Source organism: Nocardia tengchongensis, assembly GCF_054781395.1.
Genome location: NZ_BAAGUM010000003.1, coordinates 84,802 through 109,630, shown reverse-complemented (window position 1 = coordinate 109,630; position 24,829 = coordinate 84,802). Strand labels below are relative to the sequence as shown.

Below are 24,829 nucleotides of genomic sequence, written 5' to 3'. Positions count from 1 at the left end.
CCGTGGGGGCTTTCACCCTTGCGGTGTCGAATATTCGACGCTATTGTTCGATAATGTGACACCGACGATAGGTCGGTATCCGGGCGACGGTCAATACCCGCGCCCGAAATTGCGCGCACCGTTATCACCGGGATCCGCCGGCGGGACTCACTCCGGTGTGAGTGACCGATACATCGACCGATACGATTCCCGCGCGCCCCTCCCGCACCGCCGGGACCGACATCAGCAGGAATCGAGTTGCCTGAATCCACCGCCGCTCCAGTGGCTTCCGCACCCGGCCCGGTGACGGCGCCCGGCCCGGCCGCCGCGTCGCCGCCGACCCACCGGGTCGTGCAGGCGATCGAGCTGCTGTCCCGGCATTCCGGCGACCGCCTGTCCCTGGCCCGCATCGTGCGCGCCACCGGCATGTCCCGCGCCACCGCGCACGCCGTGCTCACCCAGCTGTGCGCCGACGGCTGGACGCTGCGCGACGCCGAAGGCAACTACAGCCTCGGCCTGGGCCTGCTCGCGGTCGCCCGCCGCGCCGACACCGCGTTCCCCGTGCGCACCCTGGCCCTCGACGCCATGCGCTCGCTCGCCCACGACCAGGCCGTGCCGGTCTTCCTGGCCGAAAGAGAATTTCAGGGCGGCATGCGCCCCGGAAGACCCGGGAACAATGCCGCGGCAGCAGACACCGGCCTGGACGCGATCGTCATCACCGAGGTGCTCGGCACCCCGTCCGCGCCCTGGATCCGCCCGGCCCGCCGCATGCCCTTCGCCCCACCGGTCTGCCGCGAATTCGTGGCCTGGGCACCGGAATCCGAGCGCGCCGCCTGGCTGGCCGCCGCCGACCCCGGCCACCGCACCCGCCTCGCCGCCGTCCTCGACGCCATCGCCGCCCGCGGCTACTCCGTCGAACGCCTGGCCGACGACTCCGCCCCCATGCTGGAAGCCCTCGGCGCACTCCGCAATTCGCCGGTCACCGACCCCCTGCGCCACCGCCTCAGCGCCATGATCGCCGACCTCATCACCATCGACTATCTCCCCGACGAACTCGGCGACACCAACGCCGTCGTCTCCCTCGCCGCCCCCATCTTCTCCCCCGACGGCCCGGTCATCGCCTCCATCGTCGCCTGTCCCGACGCCAACCTCTCCGCCGCGGGCCTCCGCGACCTGGCCGCGGCCACCATCGCCGCGGCCGACACCGTCGCCACCGCTCTACGCAGCTGAAAAGCCGCGCGCACGAGCGTGATCGATAGAGAGTGCTTCGATCAGTGCAGCGCCGCGCGCAAGGTGTCCTGCGCCAGCTTGATAGCCGCGGTGGCCGCCTGGGTCGAGCGCATCGAGTTGATCATCACGAAGTCGTGGATGATGCCGCCGAATCGGACCTGGGTAACCGGGACGCCGGCTTCGCGGAGTTTTGCGGCATAGGCTTCGCCTTCGTCGCGCAAGACGTCGGCCTCACCGGTGATCACCAGTGCGGGCGGCAGACCTTTCAGCTGCTCCACCGATGCGCGGAGCGGGGATGCGTAGATCTCATCGCGCTGTGCGTCGTTCTCGGTGTACTGATCCCAGAACCACTTCATGCCCTCCCTGGCCAGGAAGTAGTGCTCGGCGAACTGGTGGTAGGACGCGGTGTCGAAGTCCGCGTTGGTGACCGGGTAGAACAGCACCTGGTGGGCGATCCGCACATCACCGCGATCCTTGGCCATCAGGGTGAGCACGGCGGTCATGTTGCCGCCCACCGAGTCGCCGACGGCCGCGAATCGTGAAGCGTCGAGCCCCTTTTCGGCGCCGTGCGCGAACACCCATTGCGCGGCGGCTTAGTTCTGTTCGATCGCGGTCGGATACTTCGCTTCCGGGGACAGGTCGTACTCCGGGAAGACCACCGCGGCGTCGGCCCCCACCGCGAGCTCACGCACCAGCCGGTCGTGCGTGTGCGCGTTGCCGAACACCCAGCCGGCTCCGTGAATGTAGAAGACGACCGGAAGCGTGCCGGTCGCACCGGCCGGTTTGACGATTCGGACCCGCACCGAGCCCGTCGGGCCGCCCTCGACGGTGATCCACTCCTCGTCGATCGCCGGTTTGTCGATCGCACCCGACTGGACCTCATCGACGGCTTTGCGGCCTTCGGCCGGTGGTAGCTGGAAGAGAAAAGGCGGGGTATCGGTCGCCTTCGCGAAGTCGCGAGCCTCACGCTCGAGGACCGGCTCGATTTCCGGCATGACGCTCTCCTTCGACGACGGCGGGGCCACGCAAGGATGAGGAGATGAGTTCGGCGCTGACATTAGCTGTCTGGTTGCTGGACTGTCAATGGAGTCATGCAACGGAAGTCGGTCTCACCGAGTCTGATATCCCCCGTCGGCGGAATGTTCTGGCCCGCAGAGGTATTCGGAGTCGGCACGGACCCAATCGAGACCTCACCAGCGCTTGATAGATTAGAACCCGTGACATCGCCGACCGCTCAGCCGTATCACCACGGCGACCTGCCCACGGCGTTGCTGCGTGCCGCCGTGGAGCTGCTCGAGGAGAACGGCGCCGCCGAACTGTCGCTGCGCGCCGCGGCCCGGCGCGCCGGTGTCTCGACCGCCGCTCCTTACCGCCATTTCGCCGACCGCGATGCCCTGCTCTCCGCCGTCGCCGCCGTGGGGTACCGCGACCTCGCCGCCCGGCTGGCCGCGGCGCATCCCGCGCCGGTCACCGCCGAGGACCTCGCCACGATCGCCATCGCATACGTCCAGTTCGCGCTGGAACGGCCAGGGCTGTTCCGGGTGATGTTCGCCGAACCCTGCGATCCGACCAGCCCGGAACGGGTGGCGGCCACCGAGGCGATTCACGAGTACGTCAAAAACATTGTGCAGCAAGCCTTTCCCGCCTCCGACCCGGAGTCGATGGCGATTGCGGTCTGGTCGCTGGTGCACGGTCTGGCTTTCTTGCACCTGGACGGCAAGCTCGACGCCATCTCCGCCGATGACGTCGCCGATCGGGTGCGCGGGGCGGTCTACGCGGTACTCGGTGTGTCGAACCAGGGACCGACCCCGCCGCACGTCGTCGCTTGAGAAGCCCAGCGCGTCAAGGATTCAGCGAACGCCCGCGCGCTTCATGGCTTTCAGCCACGCGGTCAGGATGGTGGCCCACAGGCGGTAGGAGATGCCGGCCGGTGGGGTGAAGCCCATGACGCGCTGCTGGGCGACCGTCTGCGACTCGGTGTATTTCAGCAGACCATCGGCGCCGTGGCGCCGGCCGAGGCCGGAGTCGCCCATGCCGCCCATCGGCGCGTCGATACTGCCCCACGCGGCGGCGAACGCGTCGTTGACGTTGACGGTGCCCGCGTGCAGGCGGGCGGCGACGGCCCGGCCCTTCGCGCCGTCACGAGTCCAGACACTGGCGTTGAGACCGTACGGTGTGGCGTTCGCCCGCGCGACCGCGTCATCGAGGTCGTCGAAGGGATGGATCGAAACGACGGGCCCGAACGTCTCCTCCGCGTAGAGCGTCATCTCGGGGGTGACGCCGGCGAGAATCGTCGGTTCGTAGAACAACGGCCCGAGGTCCGGTAGTGCCCTGCCGCCCGCAAGGACCGTCGCCCCCTTGGATACTGCATCGGCGACATGCGCTGTGACGGTTTCCAGTTGGGATGGCGTGGTCAGGGATCCGACGTCGATACCGAAGTCGTACTCGGCGCCCAGCCGGAGCTTCCGCGCGCGTTCGACGAAGGCCGCGACGAACTTCTCGCGGATGGGTTCGGCGACGTAGAGGCGTTCGATGGAAACGCAGAGCTGGCCCGCCGAGGGGAAGCAGGCGCTGATCGCGCCGTCGGCGGCACGCTCGATATCGGCGTCGTCGAGGACCAGCATGGCGTTCTTCCCGCCCAGTTCCAGCGAGGCGCCGATGAGGCGGACACCGGCGTCGCGCGCGATCCGGCGGCCACTGGCCGTCGAGCCGGTGAACATGATGTAGTCGGCGTTGTCGATCAGCGCGTCACCGATGGAACTGCCGCGGCCCACCACCATCTGCCAGACATCGGCCGGGATTCCCGCCTCCCGCATCAGGTCCAGCGCCCACAGCGCGGTGAGAGCCGTTTGCGTATCCGGCTTCTGGACCACCGCGTTGCCGGCCATGAGCGCCGGGATCGCGTCGCCGGCGGCCATGCTGAGCGGATAGTTCCACGGGGACACCACGGCGACAACGCCTTTGGGATGGCGCAGCTCGGTGGTGTGCGTCAAGAGCGGGATGGCGCCCCGGCGGCGCTGGGGCGCGAGCAGCCCGGCGGCGCGGCGGGCGTAGTAGCGGGCGGTGATCGCGATGTCGGTGACTTCGAGGAAGGCGTCGCGGCGCGTCTTGCCGCTCTCGGCCTGCATCAGATCCAGCACCTCGTGCCGGCGCTCGAGCAGCAGATCGTGGAAGCGAAGCATGATTCGCTTGCGCTCGTGCACGGGTGTAGCGGCCCACAGCCTTTGGGCGGATCGTGCACGCGTGAACGCGCCTTCGACATCCTCGGGAGTCGATACCGGCAGATCGGCCAGCGGGGCACCGGTATACGGGGCGGTCTTGGTGACCACAGTCGCGTCCGCACCGGCTGCGACGTGGGCGGCGAGGCGTTCGATGAGGCCCGCGGTCACTGTCGCGGGATGTCCGGAACCGCGGGGAGCTGTTGCGGGTGAGGCGAATTCGAGGGTCATGGCAGATCTCCGGGAGGGGGTGGTGGTGATATCGCTAGGCGCGGGCCCGAACCGAGGTCGGGACCGGCATGTGCAGGGCCAGTTGGCCTTCGGTCATGACGTCGAGCCGCACAGTGCTGAGCGGTGCGAGCGAGCGCAGATCCTCGGCCATGCGGCCGTTCCCGAGTTCGAGGTCGACACCGCGCGGGAGCAGCGTGCTACCCGCCGCGAGCGAATTGATCTGGCTCAGCGTCGAATGCCAGGCCCCGTCGATGCGGGTGTAGGAGGTCAGCGACGAAACCTTGTCTCCGCTGCGATAGGCGGTCTGAGCCGGCGTGGCCACCGAGAGGGCGATATCGGTGTCGCCGTCCTCGTTGGCGACGCGCGCGGTGGCGCGGTCAGCGGCGATATCGATGTCCATGTCGGTGACCCACTTGGGAAAGCCGTAGCCGTCATGGCCGCGCACCTGGGCGATGTCGGTGCTCACCGGAAGCGACAACACATACGAATGCAGGTGGTCGTCGTCGATACCGGCGAGCAGATCGACGAATCCGAGCCGCCCGTGCCGCGCCGGACGTACCGCGATGCCCACCGCCGCTTCGGTGTAGAAGTCGATATCGCACACCTCGTAGCGGAAGAACATGACCGAGATCAAACCCAGGCCCGGTGCGACCTCGAGCGGCGCAAGCTCCCGCGGCAGCCGGGTGCGGATAGTGCGGGAACGGGCAAGCATCACCAGGCGGGCGGTGGAGACCCGGTAGTAGAAGTTCGGGGTGAACGTCCTGCCGATCGGGGAGTCGACCTCCGTCTTGGGTGTCCGGCGGAAGAAGTCCACGCTGCTGACGCGCGGATCGCGCGCGATCTCGTCGAGATCGGTCTGCATTCGATATCGGTCGTACAGGCCGCCCTTCGGGACGGTGACCGTGCGTCCTCCCAGGGAGACCTCGACTGTTTCCTGAGGGGTAAGTGCCATCGGGGGTTTCCTTACTCGAATGTCTTGCGGCGGTGCGTGAACGCGTCTTCGATCGAGATGTCAGGCCGACACCGGCACCCGCCCCCGGTCGCGCTGTCGCAGGGTGAGCCAGCGCGTGTAGCGGCGCAGCGCGCGACGCTGCACGATCTGGTCGGCGATCAACGCGCGCGCCGGACTGACGCCGAGCGCGGGATTGCGGCGGGCGGCCATCCGGCGCATCTGGAAACGAACCTGTGCCATCTCGGTGGCGGCGGCCAGTGACTTGTCCGACCAGGTCACCGGAGTCAAGGTTCCCGCGGCTCCCAGCCCCTCCCGCCAGCGGTTGGGCAGGTCAGGGGTGACCGCGAGCGCGGTCGCCATCCCGATCACCGCCACATTGTTGGCCAGCACCTGATCCGCGGTCTCGCTGCGGGTGATCCCACCGGTCAGCATCAACGGGATCGCGCTGGTCTTGGCCAACTCCGCGGCCAACTCGAGGAAGTAGGCCTCGCGCGCGGCGGTGCGACCGTCGGCGGGGCGGCCGGACATGGCCGGGCTCTCGTAGCTGCCACCGGACACCTCGACGAGGTCGACGCCGAGCGAGGCGAGCATGGCGATCACCCGATGCGCGTCGTCGGCGTCGAAGCCGCCGCGCTGGAAGTCCGCCGAATTCAACTTCACCGCGACCGCGAAACTCGGTGACACCGCGGCACGGATCGTGCGCACGATCTCGAGCAACAGCCGCGCGCGATTCTCGAGTGAGCCGCCCCACTCGTCGGTGCGATTGTTGACCAGCGGAGACAAGAACTGCGACAACAGATATCCGTGCGCGGCGTGCACCTCGACCCCGTCGAATCCGGCCTCCTCCGCCCGCCGCGCGGTCGTGGCGAAACGCTCGATGGTGGCCTCGATCTGCTGGGTGGTCATCGCGACCGGCTTGCCGAACCGCTTGGAGTGGCGGCCCACATCGACCGCGATATCCGAAGGGCCCCATACGACTCCGGGCATGTTGGCCTGCACCTGGCGGCCGGGGTGGCTGATCTGCATCCACATCGCCGCGCCCGCCGCCTTGCCGGCCTGCGCCCATGCCCGGAACGGTTCCAATGGCGAGTCGGCGTCCAGGACGATGCCGCCCGGCCCGGTCAGGGCCTCGGCGTGCACCATCACATTCCCGGTGATCAGCAGGCCGGCGCCGCCGGCGCCCCAGCGGCGATACAGCGCGATCAGGCGCGCGTCGGGTAGCTGTGCGCGACCCGCCATGCCTTCTTCCATGGCCGCTTTCGCGATTCTGTTGCGCAGTACCTGTCCGGACCGTAGCTGGACCGGGCTGAACAGCCCATCCGATGTATCGCTGACCATGACGATCCTCTCGAGCATCAATGTTTGCGGTGCATACATAATGTGTACGCCGCTAACATTAGGGAGCTCATGTAAGCAGTGTCAACACCGGGTGAGGATCCGCACACGTGGACATCAGACTATGTTGACGCTGCTCACATGTCTGGATAATGTTGACGCCGCTAACTCGACCGTGGCGGTCGTCGCGGAAGGCTTCGATGCATTCGAACAAGGGGCAGGCGTTGGACAAGAACATGCTGAAAGACGGCGGGGCCAAGCTGATGAACCTCGCACACCGGGTGGTCCTGACCGTGAGCGGAAACAGGCTGCTGGCCAATCCATTCGGAATGCCGGTGATCGAATTGCATACGACCGGAAGAAAATCGGGACTGCCGCGATCGTGCTATCTGACCGCTCCGGTACACGACGCCGATCGGGTCGTGCTCGTCGCGTCGAAGGGTGGCGACGACCGAAACCCCGACTGGTATCGCAACCTGCAGGCGGATCCCGACGCCGAGCTAGTGATCTACGGCCGTCGGCGAAAAATACACGCGCACACCGCAAGTCCCGAGGAGCGAGCGGTGCTGTGGCCGCAGATCACGGCCGCGTACCAGGGCTATGCGAACTACCAGAAGCGGACCACGCGCGAGATTCCCGTGGTGATCTGCGAGCTGAAGAACTGAGAAGACGGCCCGCACCCAGCGGGTGCGGGCCGAATCAGGCTGCCGGAGTCAGCGGTTGGCGAGTTCCGAGAGCTGGTAGGCCAGCTTGTTGCGGACGGCGGGGATGCGGGTCAGGTTGCTGATCACCAGGTTGCGGACCAGGCGGGCGGGCAGGGCGCGCAGGGTGGCCATGCGGGTGACGCGGTCGGTGAAGGCGACGACGCCGAGAGCCACAGGGCGGCGGGTCTTCTCGTAGTCGTCGAGGATCGCCTGGGGAGCCCCGGCGACGACGGCAGCCAGCAGGCGGCCGAGGACTACGGCGTCCTGGATGCCGGTGTTCATGCCCTGGCCGCCGGCCGGGCTGTGGACGTGGGCGGCGTCGCCCGCGAGCAGGATGCGGCCCGCGCGGTAGTGGTCGGCGACGCGGTGGTGGACGCGGAAGCGCGAGCTCCAGATGATCTCCTCGATCTTCGCGTGCGCGCCGGGGCGGCGGGCGTCGACCAGGGCCTGCACGTAGGCGAGGTCCTGGTGTTCGGGGGCTTCGGCGACGGTGGCGACGATGCGGAAGCGGTTGGGCTGCGCGTCCGGCAGCGGCGCGAACACCGTGACGCCCTCGGGCGAGAGTTGCAGGGAGACCTCGTCGCGCGGGTCCGGCCAGGTCATCCGGACGTCGGCGAGGACGAACGACTCCGGGTAGGTGGCGCCGGTGAAGCCGATCCCGGCGGCGTCGCGCACCTTGCTGTGCATGCCGTCCGCGCCGATGACCCAGTCCGCACGCAGGGAATTCGAATTCCCGTCGGCGTCGGTGTAGTCGACGGTGACCCCGTCGGCATCCTGGGTGAGCCCGGTGACCTCGGCGTGGCGGACCACCTGTGCCCCTGTCTTCTCCAGGCGCGCCAACAGGATCGCTTCGGTAGATTCCTGACCGATCATCACGGTGTAGGGGTATTTCGTGGGCAGCCCCTCGAAGGAGACGCGAGCCAGCGCTCGGTCGCCGTCACGCATCACGAAGTGCGGCACCACGATTCCCCGCTCCAACAGCGTCGGGGTGACATCGAGGTCTTCGAGCACCTCCAGCGTGCAGGCGTGCACCACCACGGCCCGCGAGGTGTTCGCACCCTCGGCCAGCCGATCGAGCAGCACCACGTTCACACCCGCGTCGGCGAGCACGATGCCCGCCGTCATACCGGCGGGACCGGCACCCACGATGACGACCGAGGCGGTGGCGGGGACGGTGTTCATGACGACTCCTGAGGCTCTGCCAACACTTGTTGGCCAACGTCTGTTGAATTAGACGATACGACCCGGTCGGAGCCATGTCAACAGTTGTTGGCCAACGATTGTTGGCAACCTTTCAGCGGTCGGTGGCGGCGGCACAGCAAGCACGGATTATCACGTCTGCGTGATAATCTATAATCGTGCCCCTGTTCGAGCTCATCGCCGAACCTGAAGTGGTCGATTTTCTCGTCCACCTGAATCCAACAGACCGCGCCCACGCAGATTTCGCGGCATCTCTGCTGGCAGAGTTCGGAACGACGCTATCGGAGCCCTACAGCAAATATCTGGGCGATGGAGTGCGTGAACTACGTTTCACCATCTCCAACGGGGCAGCCGTCCGGATCACCTACTGGCTCCCCGGCGGCCCGCTCGCCATCCTTCTCACGGTGTTCACCAAGACACGACAGCGAGAAATCAGAGAAGTGGACCGCGCCAAGCTCGCCAAGAAGGTGTGCGAGACCGACCATGACAGGACCTACCACAACGTATTCACGTTGTAGTGGCCCTAACACTCCGCGTGGCCGCACGACGGAACAACCGAATAGATCCAACCCTCCCTTGGGTGCCACCACCACCGCAGGAGAGGGATCTGCCCCACACAGGAGGAATCGACCATGGCGAAGATGACCCAGGAGGAGTTCGACCGCCACAGTGCGGAAGTTCGTGAGACGCCGGAGTATCAGGCCGCGTTCCGTGCCGCAAAACTCGCCTACGAATTGGGCAAGCAGGTGCGGGAGGTGCGCGAAGCGCGCGGCTGGACTCAGGCCGAACTAGCCAGCCGCGCCGGGATGAAGCAGAACGCCATCAGCCGGTTCGAAGCCGGCGACGGCATCCCGACCCTCCAAACCTTGGACCGCCTCGCCGCAGCGCTCGACGCGCACTTGACCGTCGGGTTCGAGGCGGCCTGAACGGATCTCCGACAATCCCTCAGCGGTCGGTGGCCGCGGCCAGGGACTGGAAGACGCTCGCGGTGCGGGTGTGCGGGGTCGCGCAGTAGACGATCACGCGCTGGTCGGTGTCGGAGATGTGCAGGACCTGGCATTGGAAGTCGAGGGGGCCGAGTTCGGGGTGGCGGATGCGTTTGCGGTGGGTGCGGCGGACCTGGACGTCGTGGGCGGCCCACATGCCGGCGAAACGAGGTGAGGTGCCGAGCAATTCGGTGACCAGTTCGGACAGCGACGGGTGGCCGGGGTAGCGGGCGTAGGCGGCGCGGAGGTCCGCGATGAGGGCACGGGCGAAGTCGCGGGTGTCGCCGTCGGACCATTGCGGGTGGTCGACAGCCTCGCGGAACATCCAGCGGATCATGTTGCGCTCGTGGCCGGGCACGGTGTCGAGATCGCCGACGAAGGGGGTAGCCGCCCGGTTCCAGGCGAGCACCTCGTAGGTCGCGTCGACCACGTAGGCCGGGGCGGCCAGCGCGTCGAGAATGGTCCGGACCGCCTGCGGCACGGTCTTGTTCGGGCCCGCCACCACCGGCGGCGACTCGCCCGTGATCCGGAACAGGTATTCACGTTCGTCGACGGTGAGCATGAGCGCCCGCGCCAGCGCGGCCAGCACCTGCCGCGACGGTTTCGCGCCGCGCGCCTGCTCCATACGGATGTAGTAGTCCACCGAGATCCCCGCCAGCTGCGCCACCTCCTGCCGGCGCAGACCGGGTGCCCGACGGTTGAGGCCCTGCGGCAGACCGACGTCGGCGGGTGTCAGCCGGTTACGCCGAGCCTTGAGGAAGGCCGCGAGTTCGGTTCTGTCAGCCATGAGTCCAGTGTGGGCCGGTATTCCGATCCTGGGTGGTACAAACAGGTCCTCCCGCGAAAACCGGTGCCGCGGGATGCTTTTCACATGAGCAAAAAGGCATTCATCACCGGAGCCAACAAGGGCATCGGATACGAGACCGCCCGGCAGCTGGCCGCGCGCGGCATGACCGTCCTGATCGGCGCGCGCGACCCGGAACTCGGGCAGGCCGCCACCGACAAACTGCGGGCCGAGGGCGCGGACGCGCACTTCATCCAGATCGACGTCGCCGACGAGGAATCCGTGGCCCGCGCCGCCGCCCGGATCGAGGCGGACTTCGGGGCGCTCGACGTCCTGGTCAACAACGCGGCCATCACCGGCGGCCTGGAAGGCGACGGCAAGGCGTCTTCAGGCACCCTGGCCACATTGCGCCACGTGTACGACACCAATGTGTTCGGCCTGGTCGCGGTCACCAACGCGCTGCTGCCGCTGCTGCGGCGCGCCGAGGCGGCCCGAATCGTCAACGTGTCCAGCGAAGTCGGATCCCTCGCGGGTCGCACGAATCCGGACAGCCCGCTGTCGCAGATGCCCTCGGCCATCCCCTACACCGCGTCCAAGACCACCGTGAACATGGTGACCGTCCTGTACGCGCAGGAGCTGCGGGACACCCCGATCAAGGTGAACGCCGCCAACCCCGGCTACACCGCGACGGACCTCAACGGCCACAGCGGCTTCCGCACCCCCGAACAGGGCGCGGAACCCAGCGTCCACCTCGCCACCCTGCCCGCCGACGGACCGACCGGCACCTTCTGGGGTCACGTGTGGGGTAGCGACCAGTACGCGCGGCTGGACTGGTGAGGGCTACCAGCTGCCCGTCGACGGCGGATCGCCGCGGTGCCACATATCACCGCGGTCACGCTGACAGCGCGACAGCCACCATTCGTGGCGTTGCTTGCAGTGGTGGATGAACCAGGCGTCGCCCTGATCGCCGTCGTGGTCGCGGTCCTGACCCTGGTCGTCGTAGTGGGCGGCGGCGATGGCGGTCGCCGTACTCGGCGCCGGCGCGGCCTGGGCCGCGGTCAGGCCCGTCACCAGCGGCGCCGCGACCAGCCCGGCCACCAGCGCGGCCGCGGGAATTCTTGCGAACATATCGATCACTTCTTCGTATCACGCAGTGCACCAATACGATCCATGACCCATCCCTCAGCCCTTGCGGGCGTGGACCGCGACGACCATTGAACGCCGCTCGCATCACGCCGCAAGGGGTACCGCGATCCACTTTCAGCGGATCTTCCGCTTTTGAACGTAACAAACCGTCTATCCGACTGGACGCCCGCTCGCCTTCTCGTGCAGCAGCAGAAGCGAATACGCGGCAACGCTCTGCGCGTCCACGATCGCCCCCTCCCGGATCATGTCCTCGAACTGATTCCGGCTGAACCAGCCCGACTCCATGTCCATCTCCGACGGCTCCCGCTCGTGCGGCCCCTCGGTCAGCTCGGTAGCCAGCACCACGGTCCCGTAATGCGTACTCGTCGCCGGCGCCGGCGCCACCTTCCCCAGCACCGTCAAACGCCCTGCCCGCAGACCCGTCTCCTCGCGAAGTTCCTGCCGCGCCACCGCGACCGGATCACTCTCCCCCGCCACCGCCCCACCCGGAAACTCCCAGCACCTGCGCTGCAGCGGATACCGGAACTGCTCCACCAGGTGAAACCGCTCCCCGTCCCACGGAATCACGATCGCGAAGTCCGCCTTCCGGATGAAGGCGTAGATCGACTCCTCCCCGTCGGCCTGCCGAACCACATCCTCCCGCAGCGTGATCCACCGATTCGAATACACCTCACGACCGCTTACCGTCTCCATGTCCCAATCCTCCCCCACCCGCGACCGGGATCGGCGACGTGCGGCCGGCGTCAGAACTGGCGGGCGGGACTCAGCGCGTCGCGGGCGTCCATCAGGGCGAAGCCGAGCAGGTTCTCGCCGCGCCATTGGGCGGGGTCGGCGGCGGCCGGGTTTTCCGCGCCCAGGCCGATGCCCCAGATGGTGTCGCGCGGAGCGGCTTCCACCAGCACCTTCTCGGTGGTGGCGAGCAGGAAGTCGCGCAGGGCGTCGTGTTGCCCGAATTTGGCGATGCTGCCGCGCAGGACGATGTCGAAGCGGTGGGCTTCCCAAGTGTCCTGGTCGAAGCCGGAGATGGCGCGGCCCAGGCGTTTCGCGTCGGCGGGGGTGTCGGCGGCGAGGACGCGGGTGCGCATCGGCTCGTCGCCGAACAGGCGCGCCTTCTCGGCCATCATGAAATGTTCTGCGCTGGCGTAGCACTGGCCGTCGACGGTGAATTCGACCGGCCACCACTGGCTGAGCACCCATTTGCCGACCTCGTGGCCGGGGGTGCGGGTGTGCCCCCAGAAGTAGAGGAACTCCGGTCTCGCTCCGGCCGCCATATCCGCTGTCAGCTGCGCCCTGTCCACGCCGCGACCCTAGCCGAACCAGATGACACAGTCGTGAAGTTATCGCGCCACACCGATGACGCGCCGCGGCGGTGGCACGCGTGTCGCGGGCGCGACCGGCCACGACCGTTGCGCGCCGGGCGAATCAGCGGGCGAGCGCGCGCAGCCGGGTCATGACCTCGACGGGCGGATGATCGTGGACGCGGAAGCGGGGCGGGTCGTACTCGGCCGCGAGTTCCAGTGGCACCAGCCCGGACACGTCGTCCCACGCGACGCGGAAGACGTCGCCCTCGCCGGTGACGAAGCAGATGAAGTCGGCGGCGGGCAGCAGATTGGTGGCGCCGTCGGTCCAGGAGGTCATGGTGTACTCGCTGCCGTCGGGTGCGCGCACGTGCAGCAGTTCCATGATCGCGCCCTCCCGGTCCTCCTCGGCGCGCAGTTTCTCGGTCTGGGCGCGATACGCGCCGACCGCCAGCTGCGCCTGGGCGTGCCGGATCTCGCCGTACGCCGGATGATCCTCGGGGACCGAGAACGGCATCAGATCCCCGTTGTCGTCCACGGTGTAGGGCACCGCCGACAGCGGCCGCAGCGCCGCCTCGTGCCGCTCGGCCGCCAGCGCCAGCAGTTGCGGCATGGCCGCCGGCGTCGCGCCCAGCACTACCAGCATGCCCAGATGCGCGGGCAGGAAAAGCAGTGGGATGGTGCCGGTCCGGGCCCGCACCCCCGCCAGCCAGCCCGCCACCAGCGGCAGCGACCCCACGTAGTTCTCGCCGTCGTCGTCGGCGAAGTCCAGCACCCGCACGCCCTGCGGCGGATCGAAGGCGGTCATGGTGTTCATGGCCAGCTCGGTGAGATTGGCGTGCGCGACCGTGTACACCTGCTCGGCGTCCACGCCCCAGCGCGAAAGATCCTGCCGGGTCACGAATTGCACGGTGCTGGGCATGTCGATCACCACGAGTTCGGACAGATAGGGCAACGCCGGGCGGGTGAGCACCAGGTCCCGGCCGTTGCGACCGGCCACCTGCACCGACCCGTACCCGGCCCGTCGCAGTACCGGGCGCAGCTTGGGCGACACCTCGTCCCAGCCCGCGGGCGCATCGGGCGGCAGCAGCAGATTGTCGACGGCGTCGAACACCTCGGCGCTGATCTTCCCCTCGAAGCGGCGATACAGCGTGTCCAGGTTCAGCTTCGCGGCGTACCCGTTGCGCAGCCGATACGCGATCTCGAACCCCTCGGCGTCGAACTGCGCGAATTCCACCGCCTCGTACCCCCGCACCTGCTCCAAGATCTTCCTGCCGAACCGATTTCGCGGTGACCCGAATACCCCACCCAGGAAACTCATAGGCCGGACTCTACGCGCGAGCGTAATTCGCGCGGTTGTGGTTAGCTGTAGCGCCATGAGCACGCCCGTCTCCACCCACCCCGACGAGTTTCTGCCCCGCGACACCGCGGATGTGGTTCGGACCGTTCGGGATTCACGTCGTTCGACGAAACCGCTGATCATCCGGGGTGGGGAACGTCCGGACGAGGAGTTCGGACTGCCGGTTCAGGGCAGCGTACTGAGCATGCGGAAGATGAACCGGGTCCAGGTGGTCGACGCCGATGCCAGGACTGTGCGCGTGCAGGCGGGGGCACGACTGTCCGATATCGACCGGACCCTGGGCGCGCACGGGCTCGGGCTGCCCATCGTCGGCGACCATCGCGACATCACCGCGGGCGGCTTCGCGGCCGTGGGCGGGCTGTCGGCGGCCTCGCATCGCTTCGGCATGTTCGCCGACAATGTCGCCGAACTCGAATACGTCGATCAGGACGGGCGTTTCGGCACCTGCGGGCGCACCCACCACGCGGAACGCTTCCGCAAGATCCTGGGCGGCGGCGGCCGCACCGGCATCATCACCGCCCTCACCCTCGAGGTGACCGGCGTGGACAAGGACCGCACCTGGCTCACCACCGACGCGCATCGCTTCCTGGACTTCGACACCTGGGTGGAGCACTCCTTCCGGGAGATCCAGTCCCCCGGTGATGCCATGCTGCAGGTGGGCCGCTGGATCGACACCGCGCCGCTGAAGGTCGCGCGCCCGGTCGGCACCGGCACCGTGCAGCTGGGCACGGTCCGCTTCGGCCAGTGGTCGAGCCTGCACCCCACCACCCCCAACCTGTCGCTGCGCGCCCGCCGCGAGGTCGGCGCGCGCGCCCGGAAGTCGCTGGGCGCCATCGCCGCCTCGGCGGGCGGCCGCGCCGGCATGCCGGTCCGCAATGCCGCCGCGGGCGCGCTCATGTTCGCCCCGAAGGTGCTGACACTGCGCGACGCGGAGTACCTGGCCGACACCGTTATCAGCTCCTCGGAGCGCGGACCGGCCTACCGCATCTCGCTTTTCGCGCCCCTGTCGAACTACGCGCGGGTCTTCCACGGCCTGCACGACCTGTTCGCCGGGCACCGCGAGCGCACCGGCTGCTTCACCGTCATCTCGGCCATGACCTACGGCGTGCGCTCCCGCTACCTGCGTGAACTCGACGGCGAGGACCACGGCTTCATCACCTTCACCTGCCGGTTGCGCCCGGCCGCGCTGCCCTCGGAACTGTTGCGGGACATCGTGTCCGGAATCGACGAGATCTGTGTCGCCGAACGCGCCCGGCGTTATGACCCGACCGAATAGAATGTGTTCCGCCGCTCACCCAGCAATCGCGTAGCGCAAATCAGCTATCGGTTGGCAGCCGGGAGAGGCGGCGGTATCGATACTGTCGGCGGGGTATCGGTGCATGGTTCATGCTCAATCCTCGGATGAAGGTTGCCTGTCCCATGATCGAATTTCGTGCTGCCCGCCGCCCCCGCACCGCCGGCGATATCGAGGGCGAACGCCCGCTCGCGGGCAAACGCGTAGTCATCACCGACGCCTGTGCCGAGATCGGCCGGGAAACCGCTCGACTACTCGGATTTCACGGCGCCGAGGTGATCCTGGTGGCGCGCACCGGCTCTCAGCTGGTCGAAGAATGCGCCACCATCATCGAAGCCGGGGGCCGCGCCCACTGGTACCGCTGCGACATCTCCGCCCTCGGCGATGTCGACCAGCTGGTCGAGTGGCTGCTCACCGAATTCGACACCATCGACGTCCTCGTCAACAACACCGGCCGCCCCACCCGCCGCCCGGTCCTGCAATCGCTGGACCGCTTCCACGACTATCAGCGCATGATGGCCGCCTACTACTTCGGCCCGCTGCGCCTGACCCTCGGACTGCTGCCCGCGATGCTGGCGGGCGGCTCCGGACACGTGGTCAATGTCGGCCCCTGGAGCGCCGAGACGGGCGCGGCCCCGAACTTCGCCTCCTACGCCAGCGCCCAGGCCGCCTGGACCACCTTCGGCCAGTGCGCGGACGCGGAGCTGTCCCCGCGCGGAATCCACGTGTCCACGGTGCAGTACCCGGTGTTCAACACCGTGAACGGCGACCGCGCGCACCACGAGTACGCGACCCTGGATCCGGCCGAGGCCGCCCGCTGGATCGAGACCGCGATCCGCACCCGGCCCCACCAGCTCCCGCCGCGCTTTCCGCGCACCCTGCTGGGTCTGGCGTCGATGTCACCGCGCACCACCCGGCTCAAGCACGCCCTGGGCATCTGACCCGGCAGAACAGCAAAGCGCCCCATCCGGATTCGGATGGGGCGCTCTGTGTTGTCTTCTACGTCAGTGCTTTTCCGGGCCGAGGTGGTACTCGAACACCAGACCCGCGACGGCGGCCAGCACGCAGACCACGCCGATGCCGATCAGCCAGAACTGGAAGAACGCCAGGCCCAGCGCGGTGACCGAACCCGCGGCGGCCAGCAGGATGGGCCAGAACGAGCCGGGCGAGAAGAAGCCCAGGTCGCCGGCGCCGTCCACGATCTCGGCCTCCTCGTAGTCCTCGGGACGCAGGTCCAGACGACGGGCGACGAAGCGGAAGTAGGTGGCCACGATCAGCGCCAGACCACCGGTCAGCACGATGGCGGTGGTGCCCGCCCACTCGACGCCGGTGCGCGACTGGCCGGTGAAGTAGCCGTAGATCACTGCCACGATCACGAAGAAGACCGTGAGCAGTTCGAAGATGCGAGCTTCGACCTTCATGTCAGTTCATCCTCACTTGGCGTCGGCGAGCTCGTTGCCGCGCGCCTTGCGGTCGGTGTTGAACGGCTTGGTGGAGGTCGCCACCGGCGACTGACCGATCGCGGAGAGCGCCTCGCCGTTGGTCTTGTGATCCTTGATCCGCGCGTCCATGTACTTCTTGAAATCGTCGGGCGAAACGACCCGGATCTCGAAGTTCATCATCGAGTGGAAGGTGCCGCACATCTCGGCGCAGCGGCCGACGAACGCGCCTTCCTTCTCGATCTTGGTGATCTGGAAGACGTTGTCCGAGTTGTTCTGCTTCGGGTTCGGCATCACGTCGCGCTTGAACAGGAACTCCGGCACCCAGAACGAGTGGATGACGTCGGCCGCGGCCAGCTGGAACTCGATGTTCTTGCCCGAGGGCAGCACCAGCACCGGGATCTCGTTGGAGGTGCCGACGGTCTCGACCTTGTCGTAGTGCAGGTACGAGATGTCGTTCGCGGGCAGGCCGTTGTTCGGGCCCGGCTGCGGGTGGCCATCCTTGGTCGCTTCCTTGTAGCGATCCTTGATGTCCTCGTTCATGTCCTGGCGCTCGGTGTCGACACCGTTGTAGACGGCCGAGCCGTCCTTCAGGTCCACCTTCTGGTAGCCGAACTTCCAGTTCCACTGGAACGCCGTCACGTCGACCACGACGTCCGGGTTCTCGACCTTCTCGTGCACGTAGTTCTGCACGACCACGGTGAAGTAGAACAGCACCGCGATGATCACGAACGGGATCGCCGTGTAGCTCAGCTCCAGCGGCACGTTGTAACCGGTCTGCCGCGGGAACTCCGGGGAGTCCGCCTTCTTGCGGTGGAACGCGATGGTCCAGAAGGTCAGGCCCCACACCAGCACGCCCATCGCGAGGGCGGCGAGCACGGACCAGGTCCACAGCTCGCGCATCCGGGTGGCCTGCGGCGTGATGCCCGAAGGCCAGCCGAATCGAAGCCAAACGTTGTCGATCGAGCAGCCGGAGACGAGCATCGCGGTCATCCCCAAGGACACCGCCAGCCCGGCCCGCCGAAGGATGCGGCCCCGCCGACCCTGGGCGGGTCGTGCCCCTATCGCCTCGCTCGCCTTGTGCGCCACGCTCAACGCCTTCCTGGTCGTCATTCCGACAGCCGTATCGCCCGGACTCCCTTCCGCCGGGCGACACATATTCAGCACAGTCAGGGAGCTCAGAGCAGGGTACGCGTGAACGCACCACCGACCCTGAGAGTTTCCCAAGTACTACGCAGCGTAGACCAACAAAGCCCCCCTGTTGCGACGGGGTCCTGTCCGACACTCCGGAAACCTCATAAGCAGTGGATACGGGCTCTGGCGGCGCGATCTGCACGGGTACGGCATACTCGGGCAGTAGGTTTCGCGTGCAGCGTGCCCGTGTGGGTACGCCCCAATCCTTCGACCCCGGAAAGAGGTTCTCGGCGCAGTGTGTGGTCTGCTCGGATTTCTGACAGCAACTACGGGCACTACTCCGGATGGGCGGACGGTCGAGACCACCGCGGCACAGGTGTACGAGGCGCTGCACTGCCAGCGCCATCGTGGCCCGGACGAGCGCGGCACCTGGAACGACGAACGCATGATCTTCGGCTTCAACCGCCTGTCGATCATCGATATCGAGCACTCGCACCAGCCGCTGCGCTGGGGTCCGCCGGAGAACCCCGAGCGCTACGCCATGACCTTCAACGGCGAGATCTACAACTACCTCGAACTGCGCGCCGAACTGAAGGAAGCGCACGGCGCCGACTACGGCGATGAGCCGATGTTCCGCACCGAGGGCGACGGCGAGGCCATCATGGCCGCCTTCCACTACTGGGGCGCCAAGGCCCCCGCCCGGCTGCGCGGCATGTTCGCCTTCGCCATCTGGGACACCGAGCTGAACAAGCTGTTCCTGGCGCGCGACCCGTTCGGCATCAAGCCGCTGTTCATCGCCACCGGCGCGGGCGGCACCGCCTTCTCCAGCGAGAAGAAGAGCCTGCTGGGCCTGCTGCCGGCGCTGGAGCTGACCGACGCGCTCGACCCGCGCGCACTCGAGCACTACACCGTGCTGCAGTACGTGCCCGAGGCCGAGACGCTGCACAAGGACATCCGCCGGCTCGAATCCGGCTGCTACGCCTGGGTCGAGCCCGGCGAGACCCCGCGGGTGACCCGCTACTTCAACCCGCAGTTCCGGGTGCAGAAGTTCGCGGCCGGCTCGGAGACCAAGCGCTACAAGGAGATCGCCGAGGCGCTCGAGGACTCCGTCGCCAAGCACATGCGCGCGGACGTCACCGTCGGCGCGTTCCTCTCCGGCGGCATCGACTCCACCGCCATCGCCGCGCTGGCCATCCGGCACAACCCGAACCTGCTGACCTTCACCTCGGCCTTCGAACGGCAGGGCTACTCGGAGGCCGACGTGGCCGCCGAGACCGCCGCCGCCATCGGCGCCAAGCACTACATCCGCATGGTCTCCCCCGAGGAGTACGCGGCCTCCATCCCCGAAATCGTCTGGTACCTCGACGAACCCGTCGCGGACCCGGCCCTGGTGCCGCTGTACTTCGTGGCCAAGGAAGCCCGCAAGCACGTCAAGGTGGTGCTCTCGGGCGAGGGCTCCGACGAGCTGTTCGGCGGCTACACCATCTACCGGGAACCGCTGTCGCTCAAGCCCTTCGACTACCTGCCCAAGGGCGCGCGCAAGCTGCTCGGCAAGGTGTCGGAGCGGATTCCGGAAGGCACCCGCGGCAAGAGCCTGCTGCACCGCGGCTCGCTCACCCTGGAAGAGCGCTACTACGGCAACGCCCGCAGCTTCAACGACGCCCAGTTGCGTTCGGTGCTGCGGGAATTCCGGCCCGAATGGACGCATCAGGACGTCACCGCCCCCATCTACGCCATGCAGGGCCGCGACTGGGATCCGGTCGCCCGCATGCAGCACCTGGACCTGTTCACCTGGCTGCGCGGCGACATCCTGGTCAAGGCCGACAAGATGACCATGGCCAACTCCCTGGAACTGCGCGTGCCGTTCCTGGACCCCGAGGTGTTCAAGGTCGCGGAGAAGATCCCGTTCGAGCAGAAGATCACCAAGGAAACCACCAAATACGCGCTGCGCCGGTCGCTCACCGACATCGTGCCGCCGCACGTGCTCAACCGCGCCAAGCTGGGCTTCCCGGTGCCGCTGCGGCACTGGCTGCGCGGCCCCGAACTGTATGACTGGGCGCGCGCCCAGATCACCGACTCGGGCACCGACCACCTGCTGAACAAGCAGGCCATCCTGGCCATGCTCGACGCCCACCGGACCGGACCGGTCGACCACAGCCGCCGGCTGTGGACGCTGATCGTGTTCATGATCTGGCACGGCATCTTCGTCGAGAACCGCATCAAGCCCGAGATCCAGGAGCCGACCTACCCGGTCAACCTCTGATCGACGGCTGATCCGCCGCGACACCGACCGCGGCTGCGGGGTTCACCGCAGCCGCGGCAGTACGGTGCAGACATGAGCGACCCCTTCGCGCAGGTCTCGCGCCGTCGGATGCTCGGATCGGTCGCGGCGGCCGCCGCGACCTTCGGACTGGCCGCCTGTTCCAAATCGGACAACGGGTCCACCGCGACCCGCACCTCCGCGCCCGGCGATCCCCAGGACATCGCCGCCGACGCCTACATCTTCGGCTACCCGCTGGTCCTGTCGGACCTCGTCCGCGAAACTGCCGGCCCGGCAAACGAGTTCGTGCACCAGAACCCGCCGACCTCCGAATCCAAGCAGGTGGTCGGACTCAACCCGGACACCCTGTACTCGCAGGCCTGGCTGAATCTGCGGCCCGAACCGATGGTGCTGCAGGTGCCCCCGATCGAGGCCGGTCGCTACTGGGTCATGCAGTTCCTCGACGCGTGGACCAACACCGTGCACGACCCCAGCAGCACCAATCCGCGCGTCAAGAACGCGCCCCCACACCCGCCGTACACCTACCTGGTCACCGGACCCGGATGGAAGGGAACCATCCCCGACGGCATGACCCGGTTGTCCATGCCCACCGGCACCACCTGCCTGCTCGGCCGCATCGAATTCAAGGGTGCCGGCGATGTCGAGCATGCGCGCACGCTCCAGCAGCAGCTGAAGCTGGCCCCGCTCAGCGTCTGGAATTCCGGTGCCGCGCAGGGTGGTCCGGGCGCGCAGGCCGCGGGCGGCGGAGTGCCCGCCCAGATGGTTGCCGGGATGGACGGGCCCGCCTTCTTCGCCCGCATGTGCGCTCTCATCGAACTCAACCCGCCCGACGATGACGACAGCGACGCCATGAAGCGATTCGCCACCATCGGCGTCACGCCGGGCGGCAAGCCCACCCCGCCCGCGAACACGCTCACCGCCGCCATCGCCGCCGGCAAGGACCGGCTCGCCGCGTACCGGGACCCGCACTCCCAGCAGATCAACGGCTGGAGCTACAACCTCGAGGTCGGCACCTACGGCACCGACTATCTACTGCGCGCCCAGGTCGCGGTCGAGGGGCCGGGCGCGAACCTGCCCAGGGACGCGGTGTACCCGACGGTGAACGCGAATGCCGAGCGCGGCAGCCGATTCCGGGTGACCTTCGAGAAGAACGCGTTGCCCCCGGTCGGGGCGTTCTGGTCACTCACCGCCTATGACGCGCAGTCCTATCTCGTGCAGAACCCGGCCGGCATCTACTCGGTGGGGCATCTGATCCCGCTCACCCCGGCCGCCGACGGCACCGTCCGGATCGCGGTGCAGAACACCGATCCCGGGCCCGAGGTGACGGCCGGGCACTGGCTGCCGATCCCGGAATCCGGACCGTTCTCGCTCACCATGCGGCTGTACGCGCCGAAAGACACCGTGCTGAACGGGAAGTGGGAGATCCCGAAGCTCGAGCAGGTGTCCTGACCCAACCCGTCGGTGGTTCAGTCGACGGGTGCGCGATGCGCGCGGGCGATGCGGGCGCGGGCGCCCGCGATGATGGTGATGATCATGACCGTCATGACCTGGAGGGCGGTCAGGCTGGCCGGGGCGGGCGGCGGCGGGACAGGGGCGGCAATTTCGGCCGGGGGCGGCGGGGGCGGCGGAATCGGGACCGGGGCGGGCGGAACCACCTCGGGCATTCGCGCGGGCAGCGGAGCCGCGAGTGCCGCCGCTGGGACGGCGGGCGGAATCAGTAGCGGGATACCGGGTTCCGGCGCCATCGGGACCGGCAGCAACAGCATGCAGGTGAGCAGGGCACTGCCGGTCATGGCGCTACCCACCACCACGCTGCCCGCACCGGCCGAGCCGGGACCGACCAGACCGCTGGAGCCGGGGATGAAGCCGGGACCGATCAAGCCCGAGCCCATGCCGCTACCGGTGAGGAGGCCCAGACCCAGGACGGCGCTGCCGACCACCGCGCTGCCCGCGCAGGCGGTGAGCACGCTGCCGGAGTCGAGGCCCAGCAGACCGCCCATGGTGTTGGGGACCGCGATCGGCGTGGTGAGGGGAACGCCGGGCGCGGCGGGATCGGGTGCTGCGAGATCTCCTGCGGCCGGGGCCGTTCCGGGGACGGGGTCCACCTTCTCGGGGGCGGCGTCGGATCTGCTGCCACCGGCGCCGAGGGCCGGACCGACCGCCGGACTCAAGGCCGCTCCTGCCGAGCGGCCGGTCGCGGCTCCACCGCTGCCGGTGTAGCTGCTGCCCGTGCCGAGCCCGAGAGCGCTGCCCGACGGTGCGTCGATCGGCGCGGCCGCACCTGTTGTGTCCGGTCCCGCACTGCCGCTGATGATCTCGCTGATCGTGGGTAGTCCGGGGTCGGCGGCGGCGACCTCCGGGTGGACGGTGAGCATGGCCGCGGCCAGCGGGACCGCCGTCACCGCCGCGAATCCTCGTGCCGTTCTGCGGTTTCCGTTCACGGTGCCTCCGAAAGCCGAGTGCTGGTTAGCCGTTGGCCGCGATCAGCGGGGACTGCCGCTTGCCGCCGGCGCTTCCGAGGCGATGTGCTGGAAGCGGGCGAGCGCGAGTTCGTAGGCGTCCTTGGCGACGTGATTGCCACCGGAGAACGGTCGATCGAGTTGATAGACGGCCACGATGACCGCCCCGATCACCAGACCGAACAACCCGGTCATGAGGACGCTGCGCTTGGTGACCACGACGCCGGAGAACACGGTGCCGAACAACAGCATGGCGGTCGCGAACCACAGTGCGACATACAGGAATCCGGGCAGTCGGTACCCGGCGTCCAGGCCGCGGTCGTAGCGAGCGTCGGTGATCGCCTCCACGGCGGTGGCGGCCTTGTCCTGGGTGGCGTCCGCGTCCGCGTCGGCGGCGGGCGCGGCGTTCACCGCCTCCCGCAGATCGTCCAGGGTGGCCTGCGCGGCCGGGCTCAGCCGCCGCTGCTCGTCCATGGTCTTCCACTCCTCGCCGATCACCTCCCGGGTGTAGGCGGTCACGAGGGTCTGGATCTGCTTGCGATCCGGCTCGGGCATGCCGTTAGCGGTCTCGTAGACGTTCACCAGCGCCTTGCCCTCCGACACCGTGTGCGCGTGCGAGGTGTCGTACTGCTGCCACAGGATCACCACCACGAACGCGACGATGGCGGCGAAGAACATGTTGACCATGTCCAGCGTCATGGAGCCCGCGCCGGAATCGTCACTGTGCCGCCACGATGCCGGCCGCACCCGATCCCCGACCACGAAGATGCCCACCGCGATAACCGCGAAAGCGACCAAAACCCCCAGCTGCAACAGAATTCCCGGCATTTCGCGTCTCCGTTTCCGGCAGGGTGGAAGCGATCACCAGGTATTCGCGGCCACGGGTCGGTCGGATTGTGAACCGCGAGCGAACTGTTATACGACTGTCCGATTCGCCGTTTCGCGAGAATCCGAAACCGTTCCGGACGGCTCTCAGCGAGCGAAGGACAGCACCGCCGCCGCGATCGTGACGCTCAATTCCAGTGCGGCGCCGAGCACGTCACCGTTGAGAACCCCGAACCGTCGCACGCAATGGCGGACCAGCACCGTCGCCGCGACCAGCGCCAGCAGCACCGCCAGCGGACCCTGCCACGGGTTACCGGTAGCGAATACCGCTGCCAGGCAGGCGATCACGCCCCAGACGTAGCCAATGACAGGCAGCTGCGTCCCCGCCACCAGTGCCCCGAACCCAGCTCCCGGAGCCGCCTCGATCCCCCGTCTGCACGCCAGCACCACCGCGGCCCGCCCGACCGCGACCGCCACCACGACAGCGAGCCACCGCCCGGCCTCCGCGAGCGCCCCCAGCGAAACCGCCTGAATCCCAAGCGCGAACACCAACGCCGCCACTCCGAACGGCCCCGCCCCGCCGCTCTTCATGATCTCGCGAGCCCGCTCCGGCGACCCATAACTCCCGAGCCCGTCCATGGTGTCGGCCAGCCCGTCGATATGCATCCCCCGCGTGATCAGCCCCAGCCCGGCCACCACCACGAACCCGGCCAGCAGCCACGCGGCCCCCAACTGCCCCAGCCCCCACAACAATCCGGCGGCCCCGCCTCCGAGCAGCACCCCGACCATGGGGGCCCAGGCAATCGCTCGCGCCGCAACCGACCGGTCCACTTGTTCCGGCCCGCGGAGCGGCAGCACCGTCAGCCACGAGACCGCCAGCCGCAGCCCGGTCACACCGTCACCCGGCCGGACCGACGATCGGCGCGGCCGTCCGATTCGGCCGGGCCGATCTCACGACGCGGCACCGGCCGACC

Annotated in this window: 24 protein-coding genes and 1 pseudogene; 10 read left to right on the top strand and 15 right to left on the bottom strand. The window is 68.1% G+C overall.

The window, feature by feature from the left end; genetic code table 11:
• Nucleotides 1-237 precede the first annotated feature (237 nt).
• Nucleotides 238-1,209 carry a helix-turn-helix domain-containing protein gene (locus tag ACYVKL_RS03305; protein ID WP_379171271.1) on the top strand — a complete coding sequence of 324 codons (972 nt, stop codon included), beginning with the start codon at nt 238-240 and terminating at the stop codon, nt 1,207-1,209.
• A gap of 41 nt (nt 1,210-1,250) precedes the next feature.
• Here ACYVKL_RS03305 and ACYVKL_RS03300 read toward each other — a convergent pair.
• A pseudogene (locus ACYVKL_RS03300) lies at nt 1,251-2,204 on the bottom strand (alpha/beta hydrolase).
• Between the two features lie 222 nt (nt 2,205-2,426).
• On the opposite strand from ACYVKL_RS03300, the gene ACYVKL_RS03295 reads away from it, so the two are divergent.
• Nucleotides 2,427-3,038 (top strand): TetR/AcrR family transcriptional regulator, encoded by a 612-nt coding sequence (locus tag ACYVKL_RS03295; protein ID WP_379171273.1) that lies wholly within the window; start codon nt 2,427-2,429, stop codon nt 3,036-3,038.
• 21 nt (nt 3,039-3,059) lie between these two features.
• Here ACYVKL_RS03295 and ACYVKL_RS03290 read toward each other — a convergent pair whose 3' ends face one another.
• From ACYVKL_RS03290 to ACYVKL_RS03280, 3 genes are read right to left on the bottom strand one after another with little or no spacing between them, the layout of a single operon-like run.
• Nucleotides 3,060-4,658, bottom strand: coding sequence for a succinic semialdehyde dehydrogenase (locus ACYVKL_RS03290; RefSeq protein ID WP_379171275.1), 1,599 nt, complete (start codon nt 4,656-4,658; stop codon nt 3,060-3,062).
• 34 nt (nt 4,659-4,692) lie between these two features.
• The gene (locus ACYVKL_RS03285) at nt 4,693-5,610 is read right to left on the bottom strand and encodes an acetoacetate decarboxylase family protein (protein ID WP_379171277.1); all 918 of its coding nucleotides are present in this window, start codon (nt 5,608-5,610) and stop codon (nt 4,693-4,695) included.
• A gap of 60 nt (nt 5,611-5,670) precedes the next feature.
• Nucleotides 5,671-6,948: an NADH:flavin oxidoreductase/NADH oxidase family protein gene (locus tag ACYVKL_RS03280; protein WP_379171279.1), complete on the bottom strand. Its 1,278-nt coding sequence runs from the start codon at nt 6,946-6,948 to the stop codon at nt 5,671-5,673.
• A 233-nt stretch (nt 6,949-7,181) separates the two neighbouring features.
• On the opposite strand from ACYVKL_RS03280, the gene ACYVKL_RS03275 reads away from it, so the two are divergent.
• A complete protein-coding gene (locus ACYVKL_RS03275) occupies nt 7,182-7,610 on the top strand; it encodes a nitroreductase family deazaflavin-dependent oxidoreductase (protein WP_379171493.1) in 429 nt (142 codons plus the stop codon).
• A 48-nt stretch (nt 7,611-7,658) separates the two neighbouring features.
• On the opposite strand, the gene ACYVKL_RS03270 is transcribed toward ACYVKL_RS03275, so the two are convergent.
• Nucleotides 7,659-8,831 (bottom strand): FAD-dependent monooxygenase, encoded by a 1,173-nt coding sequence (locus ACYVKL_RS03270; RefSeq protein ID WP_379171281.1) that lies wholly within the window; start codon nt 8,829-8,831, stop codon nt 7,659-7,661.
• 176 nt (nt 8,832-9,007) lie between these two features.
• Here ACYVKL_RS03270 and ACYVKL_RS03265 point away from each other — a divergent pair, with 176 nt between their 5' ends.
• Both ACYVKL_RS03265 and ACYVKL_RS03260 read left to right on the top strand, forming a co-directional pair.
• Complete coding sequence (locus ACYVKL_RS03265; protein ID WP_379171283.1) at nt 9,008-9,367, top strand: type II toxin-antitoxin system RelE/ParE family toxin; 360 nt, start codon at nt 9,008-9,010, stop codon at nt 9,365-9,367.
• A 114-nt stretch (nt 9,368-9,481) separates the two neighbouring features.
• On the top strand, nt 9,482-9,775 hold the full coding sequence (locus tag ACYVKL_RS03260; protein ID WP_379171285.1) for a helix-turn-helix domain-containing protein: 294 nt from the start codon (nt 9,482-9,484) through the stop codon (nt 9,773-9,775).
• Nucleotides 9,776-9,794: 19 nt separating this feature from the next.
• Here ACYVKL_RS03260 and ACYVKL_RS03255 read toward each other — a convergent pair whose 3' ends face one another.
• Nucleotides 9,795-10,622 carry a helix-turn-helix transcriptional regulator gene (locus ACYVKL_RS03255; protein WP_379171287.1) on the bottom strand — a complete coding sequence of 276 codons (828 nt, stop codon included), beginning with the start codon at nt 10,620-10,622 and terminating at the stop codon, nt 9,795-9,797.
• An 84-nt stretch (nt 10,623-10,706) separates the two neighbouring features.
• Here ACYVKL_RS03255 and ACYVKL_RS03250 point away from each other — a divergent pair, with 84 nt between their 5' ends.
• Complete coding sequence (locus tag ACYVKL_RS03250) at nt 10,707-11,456, top strand: SDR family oxidoreductase (protein ID WP_379171290.1); 750 nt, start codon at nt 10,707-10,709, stop codon at nt 11,454-11,456.
• Nucleotides 11,457-11,459: 3 nt separating this feature from the next.
• Here the strand turns inward: ACYVKL_RS03250 and ACYVKL_RS03245 are convergent, their stop codons facing one another.
• From ACYVKL_RS03245 to ACYVKL_RS03230, 4 genes are all read right to left on the bottom strand, one after another.
• Nucleotides 11,460-11,747 carry a hypothetical protein gene (locus tag ACYVKL_RS03245; RefSeq protein ID WP_379171292.1) on the bottom strand — a complete coding sequence of 96 codons (288 nt, stop codon included), beginning with the start codon at nt 11,745-11,747 and terminating at the stop codon, nt 11,460-11,462.
• Nucleotides 11,748-11,915: 168 nt separating this feature from the next.
• Nucleotides 11,916-12,458 carry an NUDIX domain-containing protein gene (locus ACYVKL_RS03240; RefSeq protein ID WP_379171293.1) on the bottom strand — a complete coding sequence of 181 codons (543 nt, stop codon included), beginning with the start codon at nt 12,456-12,458 and terminating at the stop codon, nt 11,916-11,918.
• Nucleotides 12,459-12,508: 50 nt separating this feature from the next.
• The gene (locus tag ACYVKL_RS03235) at nt 12,509-13,063 is read right to left on the bottom strand and encodes an NADAR family protein (RefSeq protein ID WP_246598499.1); all 555 of its coding nucleotides are present in this window, start codon (nt 13,061-13,063) and stop codon (nt 12,509-12,511) included.
• 124 nt (nt 13,064-13,187) lie between these two features.
• Nucleotides 13,188-14,318, bottom strand: a complete 1,131-nt coding sequence (locus ACYVKL_RS03230) for a DUF1444 domain-containing protein (protein ID WP_379171295.1) — start codon at nt 14,316-14,318, stop codon at nt 13,188-13,190.
• A gap of 121 nt (nt 14,319-14,439) precedes the next feature.
• Here ACYVKL_RS03230 and ACYVKL_RS03225 point away from each other — a divergent pair, with 121 nt between their 5' ends.
• Nucleotides 14,440-15,699 carry an FAD-binding oxidoreductase gene (locus ACYVKL_RS03225; RefSeq protein ID WP_379171297.1) on the top strand — a complete coding sequence of 420 codons (1,260 nt, stop codon included), beginning with the start codon at nt 14,440-14,442 and terminating at the stop codon, nt 15,697-15,699.
• Between the two features lie 143 nt (nt 15,700-15,842).
• Nucleotides 15,843-16,658 (top strand): SDR family NAD(P)-dependent oxidoreductase, encoded by an 816-nt coding sequence (locus tag ACYVKL_RS03220; protein WP_379171298.1) that lies wholly within the window; start codon nt 15,843-15,845, stop codon nt 16,656-16,658.
• Nucleotides 16,659-16,721: 63 nt separating this feature from the next.
• Here ACYVKL_RS03220 and ACYVKL_RS03215 read toward each other — a convergent pair whose 3' ends face one another.
• Nucleotides 16,722-17,138 (bottom strand): cytochrome c oxidase subunit 4, encoded by a 417-nt coding sequence (locus ACYVKL_RS03215; RefSeq protein WP_379171300.1) that lies wholly within the window; start codon nt 17,136-17,138, stop codon nt 16,722-16,724.
• A 12-nt stretch (nt 17,139-17,150) separates the two neighbouring features.
• On the bottom strand, nt 17,151-18,149 hold the full coding sequence (ctaC, locus tag ACYVKL_RS03210; protein ID WP_379171495.1) for an aa3-type cytochrome oxidase subunit II: 999 nt from the start codon (nt 18,147-18,149) through the stop codon (nt 17,151-17,153).
• Nucleotides 18,150-18,585: 436 nt separating this feature from the next.
• Here ctaC and asnB point away from each other — a divergent pair, with 436 nt between their 5' ends.
• Nucleotides 18,586-20,553: an asparagine synthase (glutamine-hydrolyzing) gene (gene asnB, locus ACYVKL_RS03205; RefSeq protein ID WP_379171302.1), complete on the top strand. Its 1,968-nt coding sequence runs from the start codon at nt 18,586-18,588 to the stop codon at nt 20,551-20,553.
• A 72-nt stretch (nt 20,554-20,625) separates the two neighbouring features.
• Entirely contained in the window at nt 20,626-22,020 is a 1,395-nt protein-coding gene (locus tag ACYVKL_RS03200) for a DUF1254 domain-containing protein (protein ID WP_379171304.1), read from the top strand.
• Between the two features lie 17 nt (nt 22,021-22,037).
• Here the strand turns inward: ACYVKL_RS03200 and ACYVKL_RS03195 are convergent, their stop codons facing one another.
• The 3 genes from ACYVKL_RS03195 to ACYVKL_RS03185 all read right to left on the bottom strand — a co-directional run bounded on the left by ACYVKL_RS03195 (nt 22,038) and on the right by ACYVKL_RS03185 (nt 24,749).
• A complete protein-coding gene (locus ACYVKL_RS03195) occupies nt 22,038-22,973 on the bottom strand; it encodes a hypothetical protein (RefSeq protein WP_379171306.1) in 936 nt (311 codons plus the stop codon).
• 81 nt (nt 22,974-23,054) lie between these two features.
• Complete coding sequence (locus ACYVKL_RS03190; RefSeq protein WP_379171308.1) at nt 23,055-23,858, bottom strand: bestrophin-like domain; 804 nt, start codon at nt 23,856-23,858, stop codon at nt 23,055-23,057.
• Between the two features lie 144 nt (nt 23,859-24,002).
• On the bottom strand, nt 24,003-24,749 hold the full coding sequence (locus tag ACYVKL_RS03185) for an adenosylcobinamide-GDP ribazoletransferase (RefSeq protein ID WP_379171310.1): 747 nt from the start codon (nt 24,747-24,749) through the stop codon (nt 24,003-24,005).
• Nucleotides 24,750-24,829 lie beyond the last annotated feature (80 nt).